The following is a 14,351-nucleotide window of genomic DNA, read 5'->3' as shown; positions in this document are numbered from 1 at the left end:
GGAACAGTAGCGGGCTTAGAGAATCTCGCCTGGGCGGTAATTCGCAGCGCCCGGGTGCTCGTTGCGCAGTGTGCTTACCCTCGCCAGCACGCGCTTGACCTGTGATTCTGCGGCACCGATGAAAGCGTGCTTATCTGCCAGGGCCTCGTCCAAGGCCTGCTTATCCAGTGGCAATGCGTCGTCGGCAGCCAGGCGCTCCACCAGGTCTTGGTCCGCGCCGTTTTCGCGCATGTTCAGCGCTACGGCGACGGCGTGTTTTTTGATGATTTCGTGGGCGGTTTCGCGGCCCACCCCGGCGCGCACAGCGGCCATCAGGATGCGGGTGGTGGCCAAGAATGGCAGGTAGCGCTCCAGCTCGCGGTCGATCATGGCTGGGAAGGCACCGAATTCATCCAACACCGTCAGGAAGGTTTCGATCATGCCGTCAATGGCAAAAAACGCATCCGGCAGGGCAACGCGGCGCACCACCGAGCACGAGACGTCGCCTTCGTTCCACTGCGTACCGGCAAGATCGCTGACCATGGTCAGGTAACCACGCAGCACTACCTGTAGGCCAGAAACCCGCTCGCACGAGCGCGCGTTCATCTTGTGTGGCATGGCAGAAGATCCAACTTGGCCTTCTTTGAAGCCTTCGGTGACAACCTCATTTCCGGCCATCAAGCGGATGGTGGTAGCCAGCGAAGACGGCCCGGCGCCGAGCTGGACCAGGGCGGATACTGCGTCGAAATCTAGGCTGCGCGGGTAGACCTGCCCAACGGAATGGAATAGGTGGGCAAAGCCTAAGTAGTCCGCGATTTCGGTTTCCAAGCTGGCGAGCTTATCGTGTGAACCGCCCAGCAAATCCAGCATATCCTGGCTGGTACCCATTGGGCCTTTGATACCACGCAGTGGGTAGCGACTGAGCAGGCTGTTGATGCGGTCGATGGCCAGCAAAATTTCTTCCGCCGCGCTGGCAAAACGCTTGCCCAGCGTGGTGGCTTGGGCGGCGACGTTGTGGGAACGGCCAGCCATCACCAACGACTGGTAGTTGGCGGCGTGTTCGCTAACGCGGGAGACCACCGCGATGGCTTTATCGCGAATGATCTGCAAAGAGCTGTAAATCTGCAGCTGCTCGACGTTTTCCGTGAGATCGCGGGAAGTCATCCCCTTGTGGATGTGCTCGTGGCCCGCCAGCGCGTTGAATTCTTCAATGCGGGCTTTGACATCATGGCGAGTGGAACGCTCGCGCTGCGCGATGGATTCCAGATCAACCTGGTCGATGACCTTTTCATAATCCGCGATGATGTCTGCAGGAATATCGATACCCAGGGAACGCTGGGCGCGCATCACGGCGATCCACAGCTGACGCTCGTAGATCACCTTGTTGTGCGGGCTCCACAGATTCACTAGGTCTGCAGAACCATAGCGGGAAGCAAGGACATTACTCATCGGCATTTTTTGTTGCGTCACAGCGTTTATTATCACACGAATTTCGCTAGACCGACAACGCTTGCCGACGCCACCACTACCCCAGCGTCGGCAAGCAACCATGGGCATAAAGCAACCGTGGGCAAACGCTAAATGCTGATCTCGCCGCGGGAAGCCTTGGCCCCGATGTCGCGGCGGTAGAAACCACCGGCCATTTGAATGCCACCGATGGTTTGATACGCGGCCTCGCGTGCGGTGTCCAGGTCTGTCCCCTTGCCGATCACGTTCAGCACGCGCCCGCCGTTCGAGTAGTATTCGCCGGAATCGCGGCTGGTACCGCCATGCAGAATCTTTTCTGGGTTCTCGATATCATCCGAGACAATCCGGTCGCCCTTACGTGGGCTGGCCGGGTAACCTGAGGCGGCCAAGACCACGGTGACGGCCGAGCCTTCTTCCCATTCCAGCGGTTTCAACTCAGCCAAGGTGCCTTGCGCGCAGGCAGTCAGCGCGGGAGCCAGTGGCGATTGCAGCAGCGAGAGCACCGCCTGAGTTTCTGGATCGCCAAAACGGCAGTTGAATTCCACCACCGCAGGGCCGTCTTCACCCCAGGCCAGCCCAGCATACAGCAGGCCGGAATAGGCACAACCGCGCGCAACCAGTTCCTTGGCTACGGGGCGGCAGACTTCATCCACGATGCGCTGCACGCCGTCTTCCGGCAACCACGGCAATGGCGTGTAGGCGCCCATGCCGCCGGTGTTTGGGCCTTCATCATTGTCGTAGGCGCGCTTGTGGTCTTGGGCGGGCAGCAGCGGAACCACGTCTTCGCCATCAACCAAGCAGAACAGGGAAATCTCTGGCCCGGAAAGGAACGATTCCAGCAACACGGGGTTACCGCCTTCATGCACGGCGTGGATGTGAGCGAGGGCTTCATCGTAATCCTGGGTGACAACCACGCCCTTGCCACCGGCTAGGCCGTCATCCTTGACGACGTAATTCGGGCCGAAATTCTGCAATACCCGCGCGATCTCTTCCTCGCTGGCGCCGGGGGCAATTTGTTCGGCGCGCGCGGTAGCTACACCAGCGGCAGCCATCACGTCTTTAGCGAAAGCCTTGGAGCCTTCGATGCGGGCAGCGTCTTTGTTGGGGCCAAATACGGCGAAACCAGCTTCGCGCAGCGCATCGGCAACGCCTGCGACCAGGGGTGCTTCTGGGCCAATGACCACGAGTTCTGCCTGCAGCTTCTGCGCCAAAGCCACCATGGCTGCGGCGTCATCGGCGCTTCCGGCATCGGTGTGCCGGGTGGCTAAGTTCTCCATGCCTGGGTTACCCGGGCAAACATGCAGCTCATGGGCTGCTGTCTGGGAAGCACCGCTGTGGTCCTCAGTGTTCAGGCCGTCAGCGTTCAAACTTTCAGTGTTCAAACCTTCAGTGTTCAGGCCGTCATTTTTCTGTGCGTCGCGGGATAGCCCCTGTAACAGGGCATGTTCGCGGCCACCAGTTCCAAGTACGAGAATACGCATGGCCTATATCCTATATGGCTGTGTCACAGCCGCCACGGCCTTCTGTCCACTATTGTCCGGCAACTCGTCCGACCACTCACCCAGCACCGTGTCTAGCAACGTGTCTAGCAACCGCAGCATTCATCCCCATCCTGCGGCAATAGTCCCGGTAGTGTGGTGACATGAGCACAGTATTTAGCAAAGTCATTAATGGTGAACTGCCTGGCCGTTTCGTGTACCGCAGTTCGGATGTGGTGGCGTTTTTAAGCATCGAGCCACTCGCCTACGGCCACGTACTGGTGGTACCGGTCGAAGAGGTGGATAAGTGGACCGATATGCCCCCAGAGCTGTGGGCCCGGGTCAACGCAGTTGCCCATGAAATTGGCAATGCCGTGATCGAGGCCTTCGACGCCCCACGTGCTGGCAATGTCATCGCTGGTTTTGAGGTCCCACACGCGCACATTCACGTTTTTCCTGCCCACAGCATGGATGATTTCAATTTCGCCAACGTCATCCCAGCCGACCAGACCGAGGAGGCCACGATGGACGAGGCCGCGCAGAAGCTACGCGCAGCGCTGGGCACTAACGAGGACGGCAGCCAGATATAACTTCCCGGCACCGGGTGGCCTTCGGCTGCGGTTTAGTAGTCTTCGTCGTAGCCGTCGAAGGTTTCTTCGCTTGCCGACGGCTCATTGAGCGCCGGAATGCGCACGGTGAAGGTGGATCCTACCCCGGGTTCACTGTCGACGGTGATGTCGCCTTCGTGCTGGTCCACTAAGGACTTCACGATCGCCAGGCCAAGTCCGGAACCGCCCCCAGCACCCCGGGCACGGGATGGGTCTTCGCGGTAGAAGCGCTCAAAAATCAGCCCCGCGACCTCTTTACTCATGCCGCGACCGTCGTCGGTGACGTCGATGCAAACGTAGTCTTTCCCCTTTTTGCCGTCGTGCTTTCCTTTTCCTGTGGTGTGCTCGTCAACCTCGTGAGTGTCACTGGCGTTGTGTTGTTCGCCAGTGAGGCGGTCATGATCGGCATGATTTTCTTTGCGCAACGTCAACGTTACTGCGGCTTCCGGGCCACCATGATTCAAACCGTTGGTGACGAGGTTCAACAACACTTGGTGTAGGCGGTCCGGGTCGCCAGAGACCACAGGAATATCGTTGGTTTTATTTTCCAACCGGATGGTGCGTTCTGGGTAAGCGGCACGTGCGGAACCAACTACTGCCAGGGATAATTCCAGCACGTCGACGGTGCGCTTATCCAGCCGGGAACCTTCTGCACGCGTAAGCGCCAGCAAGTCTTCGACCAACAGTTTCATGCGGCCAGATTCGTCGTCAATGGTGGCAAAAACGTGTTCCACATCGTTAGTAGCACCGGAGCGATACAGCTCCACATACCCACGCAAAGAGGTCAGCGGCGTGCGCAGCTCATGTGAGGCATCGCCGACGAAGCGGCGCATTTGTTCTTCTTTCGACTGCGCGGTTTCGACAGACTCTTGCAGGCGTTCCAACATGATATTCAATGCAGCCGCCAGCTGTCCCACCTCTGTGTTCAGTGGCCATTCTGGCACGCGGAGGTCCAGATCTCCTTCGGCAATATCGCTGGCGGTGCGTTCCACAATCTGTAGTGGTTTGAGGGTTTGTCTGATCACTGCGAACGCCAGCAGTGCTAAGAAACCGAGCATGACCAGGCTGATTAATGCCTGCAACATTGCCAGCCCGCGCAATAGGCCGTTTTCGCGTTCCAGGTTCTTGGCGACGATAGTCACCACACCATTGTGCTTGCTGGCCAACGCCCGCCATTCTGGTTGCTGCGTCCCACCAAGGCTCGAGACACTGCGTGGGCTATCGCCGATGACCAAGTTATTGATCTGCGGAAGCGTATCGCGGTCGTTATACACCCGCGACGAACCATCCGGGAAGATGTGAATCACGGCGTAATCTGTGGGAGGGCTGGCGGAGAGGTTTCTAGAAAAAAGCTCCGATCTTTGTGCCCACCCATCCATGGATTGCGTCAGGTCATCGTCGACACGCTGGTAAAAGACCTCGCGCATGACGGAATATACTGTAAACGAGCTAGCTAAAAGCCCGAAAGCGGAAACCAAGACGGTGAGCACCACTAGCCAGGTGCGCAGACGCAACGGCCGGTGGGTGCGGTAGGCGCGGTAGGAACGCCGTCTGCGTTCCCCCGTCGCGGCCCATCCAGTGGATGCCTCAGGGGCTTTCTGCGGCTCGGACTCGGACATTGGCGTAATTCTACCGCTTCAATCTGTGTTTTAGCGGCGCGGTTTACGCAATACGTAGCCCACACCACGAACGGTGTGAATCAAGGGTGTATCCCCGACATCAATCTTGCGGCGCAGATAAGAAATATAAGATTCCACGACGTTACCGTCGCCGCCGAAGTCGTAATGCCAAACGTTATCCAGGATTTTCGCCTTGGATAGCACGACCTCTTTATTCAGCATCAAAAAGCGCAACAGGTTGAACTCGGTTGGGGAGAGCTCAATGAGTTCACCGCCCTTGGTAACTTCGTGGGTGTCATCATTCAACGTCAGGTCGGCGTAGGTAATCGAGGAATCTTCTGCTGAATCTTCCTGCACATTACTACGACGAAGTACGACACGGAGACGAGTAATGACTTCTTCCAAGCTAAATGGTTTGGTGATGTAATCGTCTGCACCGATGGTCAGGCCATGAATGCGCGATTCGACGCCATCTTTCGCTGTCAGGTACAACACTGGACCTTCCAGGCCTTCGGTGCGTAGTTTTTGCAGCAGTTCGTAGCCGTCCATGCCCGGCATCATGACGTCCAGGATGTAGGCATCTGGCCGGAATTCTCGGGCCACGCGCAATGCATCCGTGCCGGAGTTGGCGCTACGCACGTCGAAGCCTTGGAATTTCAGGGAAACAGTTAAGAGTTCAACAATATTGGCTTCATCGTCAACCACGAGAACCTTCACGGGATCGTTATGAGTAAGGTCATCCATGAGAATCACTGTCTTCTTTCTTGGCGCTAGTGTAACTATTTTAACTAAGTCTTTTTTACGGCCATGAACTTGCACTCAACTGACCGGTCGCTGAATAGACTCTGTGAGCACCCACAGTACTGACACCAGTATTGTTGGGCACATGGGATTTTCCGACCTCGTTCGCACAGCAGAACACAAGATCAACACCTGTGGCGTTCGGCGTAAGACTCGGGCTGGTTGGCTGCCAAAAATTGTTCCGTACACCGGCTACGGCACTACGCAACGCGTTCATGTCATCGGTCGGATTCTGATGGACGACCCAACATTCGACGATTCTGCCGCAACCGGCAACCAACGCACAGCCGCCGAGCAGGTGGAAAATTTCGCGCACGAAGCGCAGCGTGGTTACCGCCAATTCTTCACCGTGCAAGTCGGAGATCACCCGGTTCAAGTGCACGTCGGCGGCGAGGTGGTACAAACTTATACCAATCCCAACGGCTACTTCGATGTGTCTATCGTCGGCCATGGCCTCAAACCTGGATGGGGCGAGGTGGATATCACTGCCGAGGGTGCAGAACCTGCCAAGGCCAAGGTCCTCATCACTTCCAATGCGGAGACCATCGGGCTGATCTCTGATATTGACGACACCATCATGGTTACGAACCTTCCGCGCGCGTTGCACGCGGCCTACAATTCTTGGTTCAAAAAGACGAACAACCGGCAACCTATCCCTGGTATGGCGCGGTTCTACAGCGAGCTGCTCGACGGCCATCCCAACGCCCCAATTTTTTATCTGTCCACCGGTGCGTGGAACACTTTCCATACCCTCGAGCAATTCATCGATGATAACGATTTACCGCAAGGCCCATTGCTGCTGACGGACTGGGGGCCGACCCCCACCGGCTTGTTTCGTAATGGTTCCGAACATAAGAAAGTGCAACTGCGTAATCTGATTATCGACTACCCAAATATCAAGTGGATTTTGGTTGGCGATAATGGACAGCATGACCCGCTCAATTACGGCGATCTGGCCATTGAGCACCCTGGCGCGGTCGCGGGCATCGCCATCCGCGAGCTCACCCCAACAGAACATATGCTTTCTCACGGCACGATGCGGTCGTTGACCGGCCCGCCGCGCACTAATCGAGGAGCCGTGCCGACGATCTACGGTCCTGATGGTGTTGCCCTGCTGGACGAGTACCACAAGAATCCGTTTAAATAATGTGCATCGTTTTGCATAAGTTCCGCGAGTGTAGATGAGGCATCACCTAACGGTGTTAATCTGCATCCATGACTGATGACTCTCTGATCCGCATGCGCAATGTGCGTAAAGACTATGCGGCGAAATCCGGCACGGTTCATGCTTTGGATGGGCTAAACCTGGAGGTTGCGGAAGGGACGGTTCGGGGCCTGTTGGGGCCGAACGGTGCCGGTAAGACCACCACGGTGAAAGTCTTGACTACGCTCACGCGCCCAACCTCTGGCGAAGTCACCATCGATGGCTTGAATGTAGTGCGTAATGGTCACGAGGTACGCAATCGCATTGGTGTATCTGGGCAAAACGCCACTATTGATGAGGAACTGACCGCCCGCGAAAATCTGCTGATGGTGGGTCGTCTGTTTCATCTCGGGGATAAGGGCGCGAAAAAGCGTGCCGACGAGCTGCTAGAGATTTTTAACCTGGAGCACGCCGCACACCGCCCGATCAAGGGCTTCTCGGGTGGTATGCGCAGGCGTGCGGATCTGGCAGCGTCGTTAGTCAATGATCCACGGATTTTGTTCCTCGACGAACCCACCACGGGCCTGGATCCGGCAGCACGTTTGTCGTTGTGGGAAGTCATCAAGCAGCGCGTGCGTTCGGGCACTACTCTATTGCTGACCACTCAGTATTTGGAAGAAGCCGACTACTTGGCCGATCAGATCAGCATAATTGATCAGGGCAGGGTCATCGCCGAGGGCACTGCCGACGAACTGAAGTCGAATGTCGGTGGTCAGCGGATTTCCGTGGTTCCAGTCAATCAAGCAGACCTTGCTGCTGTGCAGAGTTTGTTGGACGCTGTCGCCGCCAACCGCGATGCAGTCACTATCGATGGCCATGAATTAAGTGTGTCTGTCCAGGATGGTCCGGCTGCTCTGGAGCAGGTGGTTACCAAGTTGCGCGCCCAGGAAATTGCCGTGCATGATGTCGGGATGTCACGGCCAAGCCTGGATGAGGTCTTTTTGGATCTCACGGGGCAAAGCGTTACCGGGGAAAAGCACGCGGAGCATACCGCGGCTGGGTCGGATGCGCCGGAAAACGAATCCCAAGAATCTGCACTGGAAGGCGGAAATAATTAATGAGCACTACAAGCCCTACCCCGGTGATTTCTTCTGCTCCTGCGATGTGGCTTGCCGACGTCCGTGCGGTGATGATTCGCAATTTGATTCGCATGCGCCGTTCACCGGACATCATCGTGTTTACTGTGTTGCAGCCGATTATGTTCGTGCTGTTGTTTTCTCAGGTATTTGGCGGCGCAATTCATATTCCGGGTATGAGTTATGAAAATTTTTTAATGCCGGGAATTTTTGTGCAATCGGCGATTTTCGGGTCTACCACGTCTGGCTTGTTTATCGCTAATGATAAAAAGGACGGCTTGATTAGTAGGTATAAGACGTTGCCGATGGCGCGTTCGGCAGTGGTTTTTGGCCGCACGTTTGCCGATATTACTTTGGCGAGTCTCACCCTACTGGTTATGGTGTGTACTGGTTTGGCAATTGGTTGGCGTCCGGAGTCTTTCTGGGGCTTCGCGCAAGGCTATGTGTTGCTGTTGGTGTTTGTTTGGGCTTTTTCCTGGTTGATGGTCACGTTGGGTTTGGTGGTTCCGCGCCCTGAGGCAATGAATTCGGCAACGTTTATCACGCTGTTTCCGTTGACTTTTCTGTCTAATGCTTTTGTGCCGCAAGAAACGATGCCCACCCCGTTGCGGGTTTTCGCTGAATGGAATCCTTTGTCTGCTTTGGTGCAGGCTTTACGTGATTTGTTTGGTAATAATGGGGCGCTGGAGACTCCAGATGTGTGGAGTTTACAGAATCCGGTTGTCCTGGTGTTGCTTGGCGCCGCATTGTTTTTTGTCATCTTTTGTCCATTAGCAACGCGAGCCTACGACCGGAAGGCTTAGCCGCCAAAGAAATTGCACAATAAGAAGAAACTGCTTAGCCGTTCGCCTCTTTCCAGAAGCCGTACTAAAAGCCGTTTTCCGTAGCATCAAACATTCGTTGCTAATTTACTGTTGTTTCATTTCTGGTTCACCTGAGCGCGATATAGTCAGTCTGTCTTATGGTCAAGACTTCGTTTTATGCACAAAGTATGTAGGAATCACGGATAGGAACGATGGCAACACCACCAATTAACGGAACCAACGATTCACAAAGCACCCCGTCACGCCGTCAAATACTAAAAAGCATGACAGCCATGAGTAGCGCGATGGTGCTCAACCACATAGCACCAAAAGCTCACGCCGGTATTGCCCCGGAAGCACTAGCGGCCGAGTCTGAAGTTACGGACCAGGCCCGCGAAGTCTTCCGCCACTCAGTAGCCTCAGGTGACCCGCTTCCACATGGCTTGATCATCTGGACCAGAATCACCCCTACTCCGGAAGCACTACCAGGATCCGATCTGGGACCAGATACTGCAGTGCACTGGGAAATCGCTACAGACCCAGAATTTTCACGCATCATTCAACATGGTACGGAAATTGCAGCGGCAACAAGTGATCATACGGTGAAAGTCGATGTCGGGGGCTTAGCACCAGCAACAACCTATTTCTATCGCTTTTCCGCAAAGATAAACGGTCAGACGGTAACGTCCCGTGTGGGCCGGACCCGTACCGCTCCCGCAGCGGAGGCCTCTTTAGATTCTCTGCGTTTCGGGGTCTGCTCGTGCGCCAACTACGAAGCCGGTTATTTCCAGGTTTACCGCGACATGGCCCGTCGCGATGACCTCGAATTCGTCCTTCACCTGGGCGATTATACGTATGAATACGAGCAAGGCGGGTATCCCGGTTTATACCAAACCTCCGTCCGCCAAGTCGCCCCACAGCATAAGACAACGACGCTGGCTGATTTTCGCATACGGCAAGGCCTCTACCACGAAGACGCCGACCTTGCTGAATTACATGCTTCGAAACCGATGATCTGTATCTGGGACGATCACGAGTTCGCAGATAACCGGTGGAGAGAAGGTGCAACGGGCGGCTCCTTCGATGAAAACCAAGATTTCGATTCCTTGAAGGCAGCAGCTACTCAGGCGTATTTCGAGTGGATGCCTGTTCGTCGTGATCACGATCTTAGTTCTGATGGTCTCTACCGCACGCTGCGTTATGGCAACCTCGTAGATTTAATCATCCCAGACCTCCGAACCTACCGCGATGAACAATTGATTCAGACCGGTGATCATTTACTCAAAACGAACCCAGACTTTGCCCGGGCTGCTGGCAGAGACGGCCGTACGATGCTAGGCGAATCCCAATTGAATTGGTTCAAGGATTCGGTGACAGGTTCAACCACGCAATGGCAGATAATTGCTAACTCCGTGCTGTTTAGCCCAATGACTATTCCTCCAGGGTTGAGTCCGCAGTTGCAGCACTGGTTGATCGACACGATAGACCTCCCGCCAGACGGTATTGGTCTCAATATGGATCAGTGGGACGGTTATATGGCCGAACGGCAAGAAATTATTGATGTCGTTGGGGATGCTCCTGGACGAAATATTATATTTTTAACTGGCGACATCCATTCTTCTTGGGCTAGCGATATCCCTCGAGATGTCCGCGCGTACCGCAATGGACAAGACATGACGTCGATAGCAACGGAATTCGTTACGCCGGCAGTCACTTCAAACGGCCCCTTCGCGACACTCGCAGCACATGAAGCGTTGGAAGGTACTGCACAAGCGATCGTGGAGCAAGGCGCAAACCTACTACGAGCGTTTAATCATTGGTTTAAATGGATCGACTTCCGGTTCAACGGCTATATGAGCGTAGACATAAACCAAGAAGGTGCCCAGTGTGATTGGCACTTTGTGGATAACGTTCTCTCCCCTGATACTGAGTTGTGGACGGCACGGAGTTATTCCGTACGACCGGGGAACCCCCGCCCGATGCCTGCAGAAAAGCCGCTTGATCAAACTCAGACATCTTTTTAAAAATTTATGGTCCTACTAGGATGATCTGCTTGTTCTGCGCGATCATTCTCAGAGGCTTCCGACGGCTCACGTGCGCCAGGTTCTGCGGCTTGTAGCTGCAGAACCTGGACAAGCATCCAGCACGCGCATTGACAACCGGGCCGAAACCATAAATGTGCTACAACTAGTAGCCTCGGGCGCGCATACTGTGGCACAAACGGTTCACCACACCACTGTTAAAAAATCCCTGGTTATTGCGCACATTTGTGAAGGTAAATAAAAACAACGAAGCGGCCTGGGTAGATAAAGAACCCAGGCCGCTTGTGAATCTGCCGTCTACCTATACTCCATCACATGGATGGGCTAGGACGGACGTCAGTTTAGCGTTGACTTCGGCTTTACTTGCCACCAAGTCCGAACAAGCCACCCAAAGTGGAAAGGGTGTCTGCAATACCCTTAGCGGACTCAACACCCTTCTTAGCGTTGTCAAGGTGCTTGCCGGTCAGTTCAGCCTTGCCGAGCTTGTCAGCGTGAGTATCAGGCTTGACGTTTTCCACGATCGATGCAACGTCAGCAGCAGGCTTTGCATCAGCTTCTGCAGCGGTGGCTGGGGCAGCTGCAACGGTCGCTGCTAGAGCTACAGTACCGAGACCAATACCTAGTTTACGAAACATAGAGACTCCTTTTCAGGTTGGTGAGGCACTTTGTGCCCTTTCACTTGAACTTTATCAATCTGAATTTTCACTTGTCAAGACCTTAATATAAGATCGGCTAACCCAATTTGATATCATTTCGGCTCCATCAGAGCACGACATCAGAGCACTATGCCGTTCCAACGACAAAGCCCACAATGGCGTCCCTAGGCATCGAACTCCCTAGGCATCGAGTGCAGAAGTCCCGACACAGCACGGAGAGTAGCTAAAGCACCGGCTCCGCGACAGTAATGATATTGTCCTCGTAGCCAAGAGCTCCTCCGACAAATTGCCCACCGCAAGTTACGAGCACTAGACGGTTTTCTCCAGACGTATCGTTAATAACCTCAGGAAGTTCCTCACCCTTGGTCAGTCGATATGGAGCGTCTGTCACCCGGAAACGCCGGTCTTGATCGTCAAGACTGACGACGAATTCTTCGCCAAGCTCAAGTTCTGCAAACTTTCCCGCGTATCCAGCGCCTTGACTCTGGTGGTTAATGTGTCCGGTGATTACGCTAGAACCCACCTTGCCATGTTCGCCAGGGACAGCCGAAGAAGAGTACCAACCGACCCGGGAAACATCATTCGGCGGCAAAAGCACACCCTTGTCTGTTGCTTGCACTGGGTCGACTGCCGTCGCCTCATCACGGATATTTATCGACATCTGGTTGAACCCACGAAGCTCCCCAGGGGCAGCTTCGAATTCATGCTCCTGTTGTCCAGATTGATCAACATAAGCTTCGGGTTTGCTACCTTCATCACTATCACCTCGGAAGAGATAAAAAGCGCTCAATACCAAGACCAACAGAATGACAATCGACGTTACGGCTACCGTAATCCACTTGCCGATGTTCTTTGCTTGAGATTGTTGTGAGCTAGAGCTCACAACACCATACTCTTCTCCACCAAAGCCAGACACATCGTTACCATTTCCTGGTATTTCATTTTCGTCGTAATTTTTATCCATTACTTCCCTCATGTTTCCAGTTATCTGCCGACACCAGAGGTCCAGGCAGAAACCGATCCGTCACCTGTAAATAAACTTCAGTATAATAGTCATCTCCACAAACGCCACCACCCGACACTGCTATGCCCTATAAGGCACAAGTCCTTGGGTAACACCTTGGGTTCACTGCATAACGTTGGCGCGAGCCGACTGCATACCCGGTTACACAATCCTGAAGAGCCAGAACCCGATCTCTAAGTAAACGAGTATTAACGCAAACGGCCCGGCGTGGTCGCCATTGTGCACGGGATTAATACAAAGAAACGTCCGCACGGTAAAACGTGCGGACGTATGTTAAGTCACACCAAATTCACGATGACATGTTCGTCGGAATACGGTGCACATTCGACATTTAGCGTAAAACCTCTACTAGCCCATGGTTTTGCCCTTTAAGCTGTCGATCACTTGCGCATTTTCACAGACGTTTCCCTCACCCCAAATGGACGGGATGAATTGAGGTGAGGGAAAGAACAAGCGAGGCGTCGATGAACGCCACAAAGCCATTGGGCTCATGGCTACATGAGTTTAAACTCCCAGGAGGCTACCCAATGCGCTCAAATCAAGGTCCGAAGACTGGAAGCTATTGAACAACTCGCTAGAGCCAGCTCCGTTTACGAGCTCGGAAGATCCTGCCTGATTGCCAAATTCTGCGGAACCCGCGTCGTTAAGCAGCTGGGAGGAACCAGCTTCGGTGAACAACTGAGACGAACCAGCTTCGGTGAACAACTGAGAAGAGCCAGCCTCGGTGAACAGCTCGGATGAACCATTGTCATTACCGAATTGAGAAGAGCCAGCCTCGGTGAACAGCTCAGACGAGCCATTGTCATTACCGAATTGAGACGAGCCGTATTCGTTACCGTTAAACTGGTCGGAAGAACCGGCATCGTTGAGGAAGCTGTTGTCCTTCAGCTGGTCGGAAGAACCGGCATCGTTGAGGAACTGCGACGATCCATTGTCTGAAGATCCCAGGTCACCGAAAGTGGAGCCACCAACTTCAACATTTACATCTTGCGGAAGGGTTGGGGAGGACAGTGGAGGCAACTCAGGCAGTTCTGGAGCGTTGACCTGAGGCGCCCCGCCTCCTGTGACCTGGAATAAGAAGTCCTTGATTGGCCCTGACACGATTTCATTGATCTGAAGTAGCACGTCCATGCGCGAACCTTTCGGGTATATGGTGGTTTTCATCACCGCCTGCATCGTACGAAAGGTAACCCTACACCCGTAACCAAGCATTTTCCAGCAGGAGTTCACGCCCACCCTAAATTAGGGTAGCTATAGCTGGTCGTACCGGGCTTTACCTGCTATTTTACCACTTGAAATCCACACAAATTATGGGAACTCAACCTAAAAAATAAAGATTTAAGAAACAAAACTCCTTGTACGTTTTTGGCAGGTGTCTAACCGGTTCTAACGTTAGTGAAGCATGTAGAAACTTGGGAAACTTTTACTTCCCAATCATACTTTGAGCTGGAGACGAGACTCGAACTCGCAACCGACGCATTACAAGTGCGTTGCGCTACCAATTGCGCCACTCCAGCACCGTGCACCCGTGTACCGTAGACAAAAGACAATCTTTTGTTACCGTCCGTTCATATTCGGAGCACGCTGACAGTCT

General features: G+C 54.2%; 12 protein-coding genes and 1 tRNA gene. 5 read left to right on the top strand and 8 right to left on the bottom strand.

Going from position 1 to position 14,351, the window contains the following annotated elements; genetic code table 11:
* Window positions 1-15: 15 nt before the first annotated feature.
* Window positions 16-1,434, bottom strand: a complete 1,419-nt coding sequence (gene purB, locus QP888_RS04595) for an adenylosuccinate lyase (protein ID WP_284812424.1) — start codon at window positions 1,432-1,434, stop codon at window positions 16-18.
* A gap of 122 nt (window positions 1,435-1,556) precedes the next feature.
* Entirely contained in the window at window positions 1,557-2,927 is a 1,371-nt protein-coding gene (gene purD / locus QP888_RS04590; RefSeq protein WP_284812344.1) for a phosphoribosylamine--glycine ligase, read from the bottom strand.
* 161 nt (window positions 2,928-3,088) lie between these two features.
* Between purD and QP888_RS04585 the strand changes: the two genes are divergently transcribed.
* Window positions 3,089-3,514 carry an HIT family protein gene (locus QP888_RS04585; RefSeq protein WP_284812343.1) on the top strand — a complete coding sequence of 142 codons (426 nt, stop codon included), beginning with the start codon at window positions 3,089-3,091 and terminating at the stop codon, window positions 3,512-3,514.
* Between the two features lie 32 nt (window positions 3,515-3,546).
* On the opposite strand, the gene QP888_RS04580 is transcribed toward QP888_RS04585, so the two are convergent.
* Entirely contained in the window at window positions 3,547-5,151 is a 1,605-nt protein-coding gene (locus QP888_RS04580; RefSeq protein WP_284812342.1) for a sensor histidine kinase, read from the bottom strand.
* Window positions 5,152-5,181: 30 nt separating this feature from the next.
* Window positions 5,182-5,895 (bottom strand): response regulator transcription factor, encoded by a 714-nt coding sequence (locus tag QP888_RS04575; protein ID WP_284812341.1) that lies wholly within the window; start codon window positions 5,893-5,895, stop codon window positions 5,182-5,184.
* Window positions 5,896-6,037: 142 nt separating this feature from the next.
* Between QP888_RS04575 and QP888_RS04570 the strand changes: the two genes are divergently transcribed.
* The 4 genes from QP888_RS04570 (at window position 6,038) to QP888_RS04555 (ending at window position 11,059) form a co-directional block, all read left to right on the top strand.
* On the top strand, window positions 6,038-7,099 hold the full coding sequence (locus QP888_RS04570; protein WP_284812340.1) for an App1 family protein phosphatidate phosphatase: 1,062 nt from the start codon (window positions 6,038-6,040) through the stop codon (window positions 7,097-7,099).
* 68 nt (window positions 7,100-7,167) lie between these two features.
* Window positions 7,168-8,214, top strand: a complete 1,047-nt coding sequence (locus QP888_RS04565) for an ATP-binding cassette domain-containing protein (protein WP_284812339.1) — start codon at window positions 7,168-7,170, stop codon at window positions 8,212-8,214.
* Window positions 8,214-9,035 (top strand): ABC transporter permease, encoded by an 822-nt coding sequence (locus tag QP888_RS04560; RefSeq protein WP_284812338.1) that lies wholly within the window; start codon window positions 8,214-8,216, stop codon window positions 9,033-9,035. The genes QP888_RS04565 and QP888_RS04560 overlap by 1 nt, the downstream gene beginning before the upstream one ends.
* Before the next feature lie 212 nt (window positions 9,036-9,247).
* A complete protein-coding gene (locus QP888_RS04555; RefSeq protein WP_284812337.1) occupies window positions 9,248-11,059 on the top strand; it encodes an alkaline phosphatase D family protein in 1,812 nt (603 codons plus the stop codon).
* A 377-nt stretch (window positions 11,060-11,436) separates the two neighbouring features.
* Here the strand turns inward: QP888_RS04555 and QP888_RS04550 are convergent, their stop codons facing one another.
* The 4 genes from QP888_RS04550 to QP888_RS04535 all read right to left on the bottom strand — a co-directional run bounded on the left by QP888_RS04550 (window position 11,437) and on the right by QP888_RS04535 (window position 14,274).
* On the bottom strand, window positions 11,437-11,712 hold the full coding sequence (locus QP888_RS04550) for a hypothetical protein (protein ID WP_284812336.1): 276 nt from the start codon (window positions 11,710-11,712) through the stop codon (window positions 11,437-11,439).
* 244 nt (window positions 11,713-11,956) lie between these two features.
* On the bottom strand, window positions 11,957-12,697 hold the full coding sequence (locus tag QP888_RS04545; protein WP_284812335.1) for a class F sortase: 741 nt from the start codon (window positions 12,695-12,697) through the stop codon (window positions 11,957-11,959).
* 564 nt (window positions 12,698-13,261) lie between these two features.
* Entirely contained in the window at window positions 13,262-13,888 is a 627-nt protein-coding gene (locus tag QP888_RS04540) for a hypothetical protein (RefSeq protein WP_284812333.1), read from the bottom strand.
* Window positions 13,889-14,201: 313 nt separating this feature from the next.
* A tRNA-Thr gene (locus QP888_RS04535) sits at window positions 14,202-14,274 on the bottom strand.
* Between the last annotated feature and the right edge of the window lie 77 nt (window positions 14,275-14,351).

The organism is Corynebacterium sp. MSK297 (assembly GCF_030232885.1).
Classification (GTDB): Bacteria; Actinomycetota; Actinomycetes; order Mycobacteriales; family Mycobacteriaceae; genus Corynebacterium.
The sequence above is the reverse complement of the archived record's forward strand: the minus strand, read 5'-3'. Positions and strand labels throughout refer to the sequence as shown.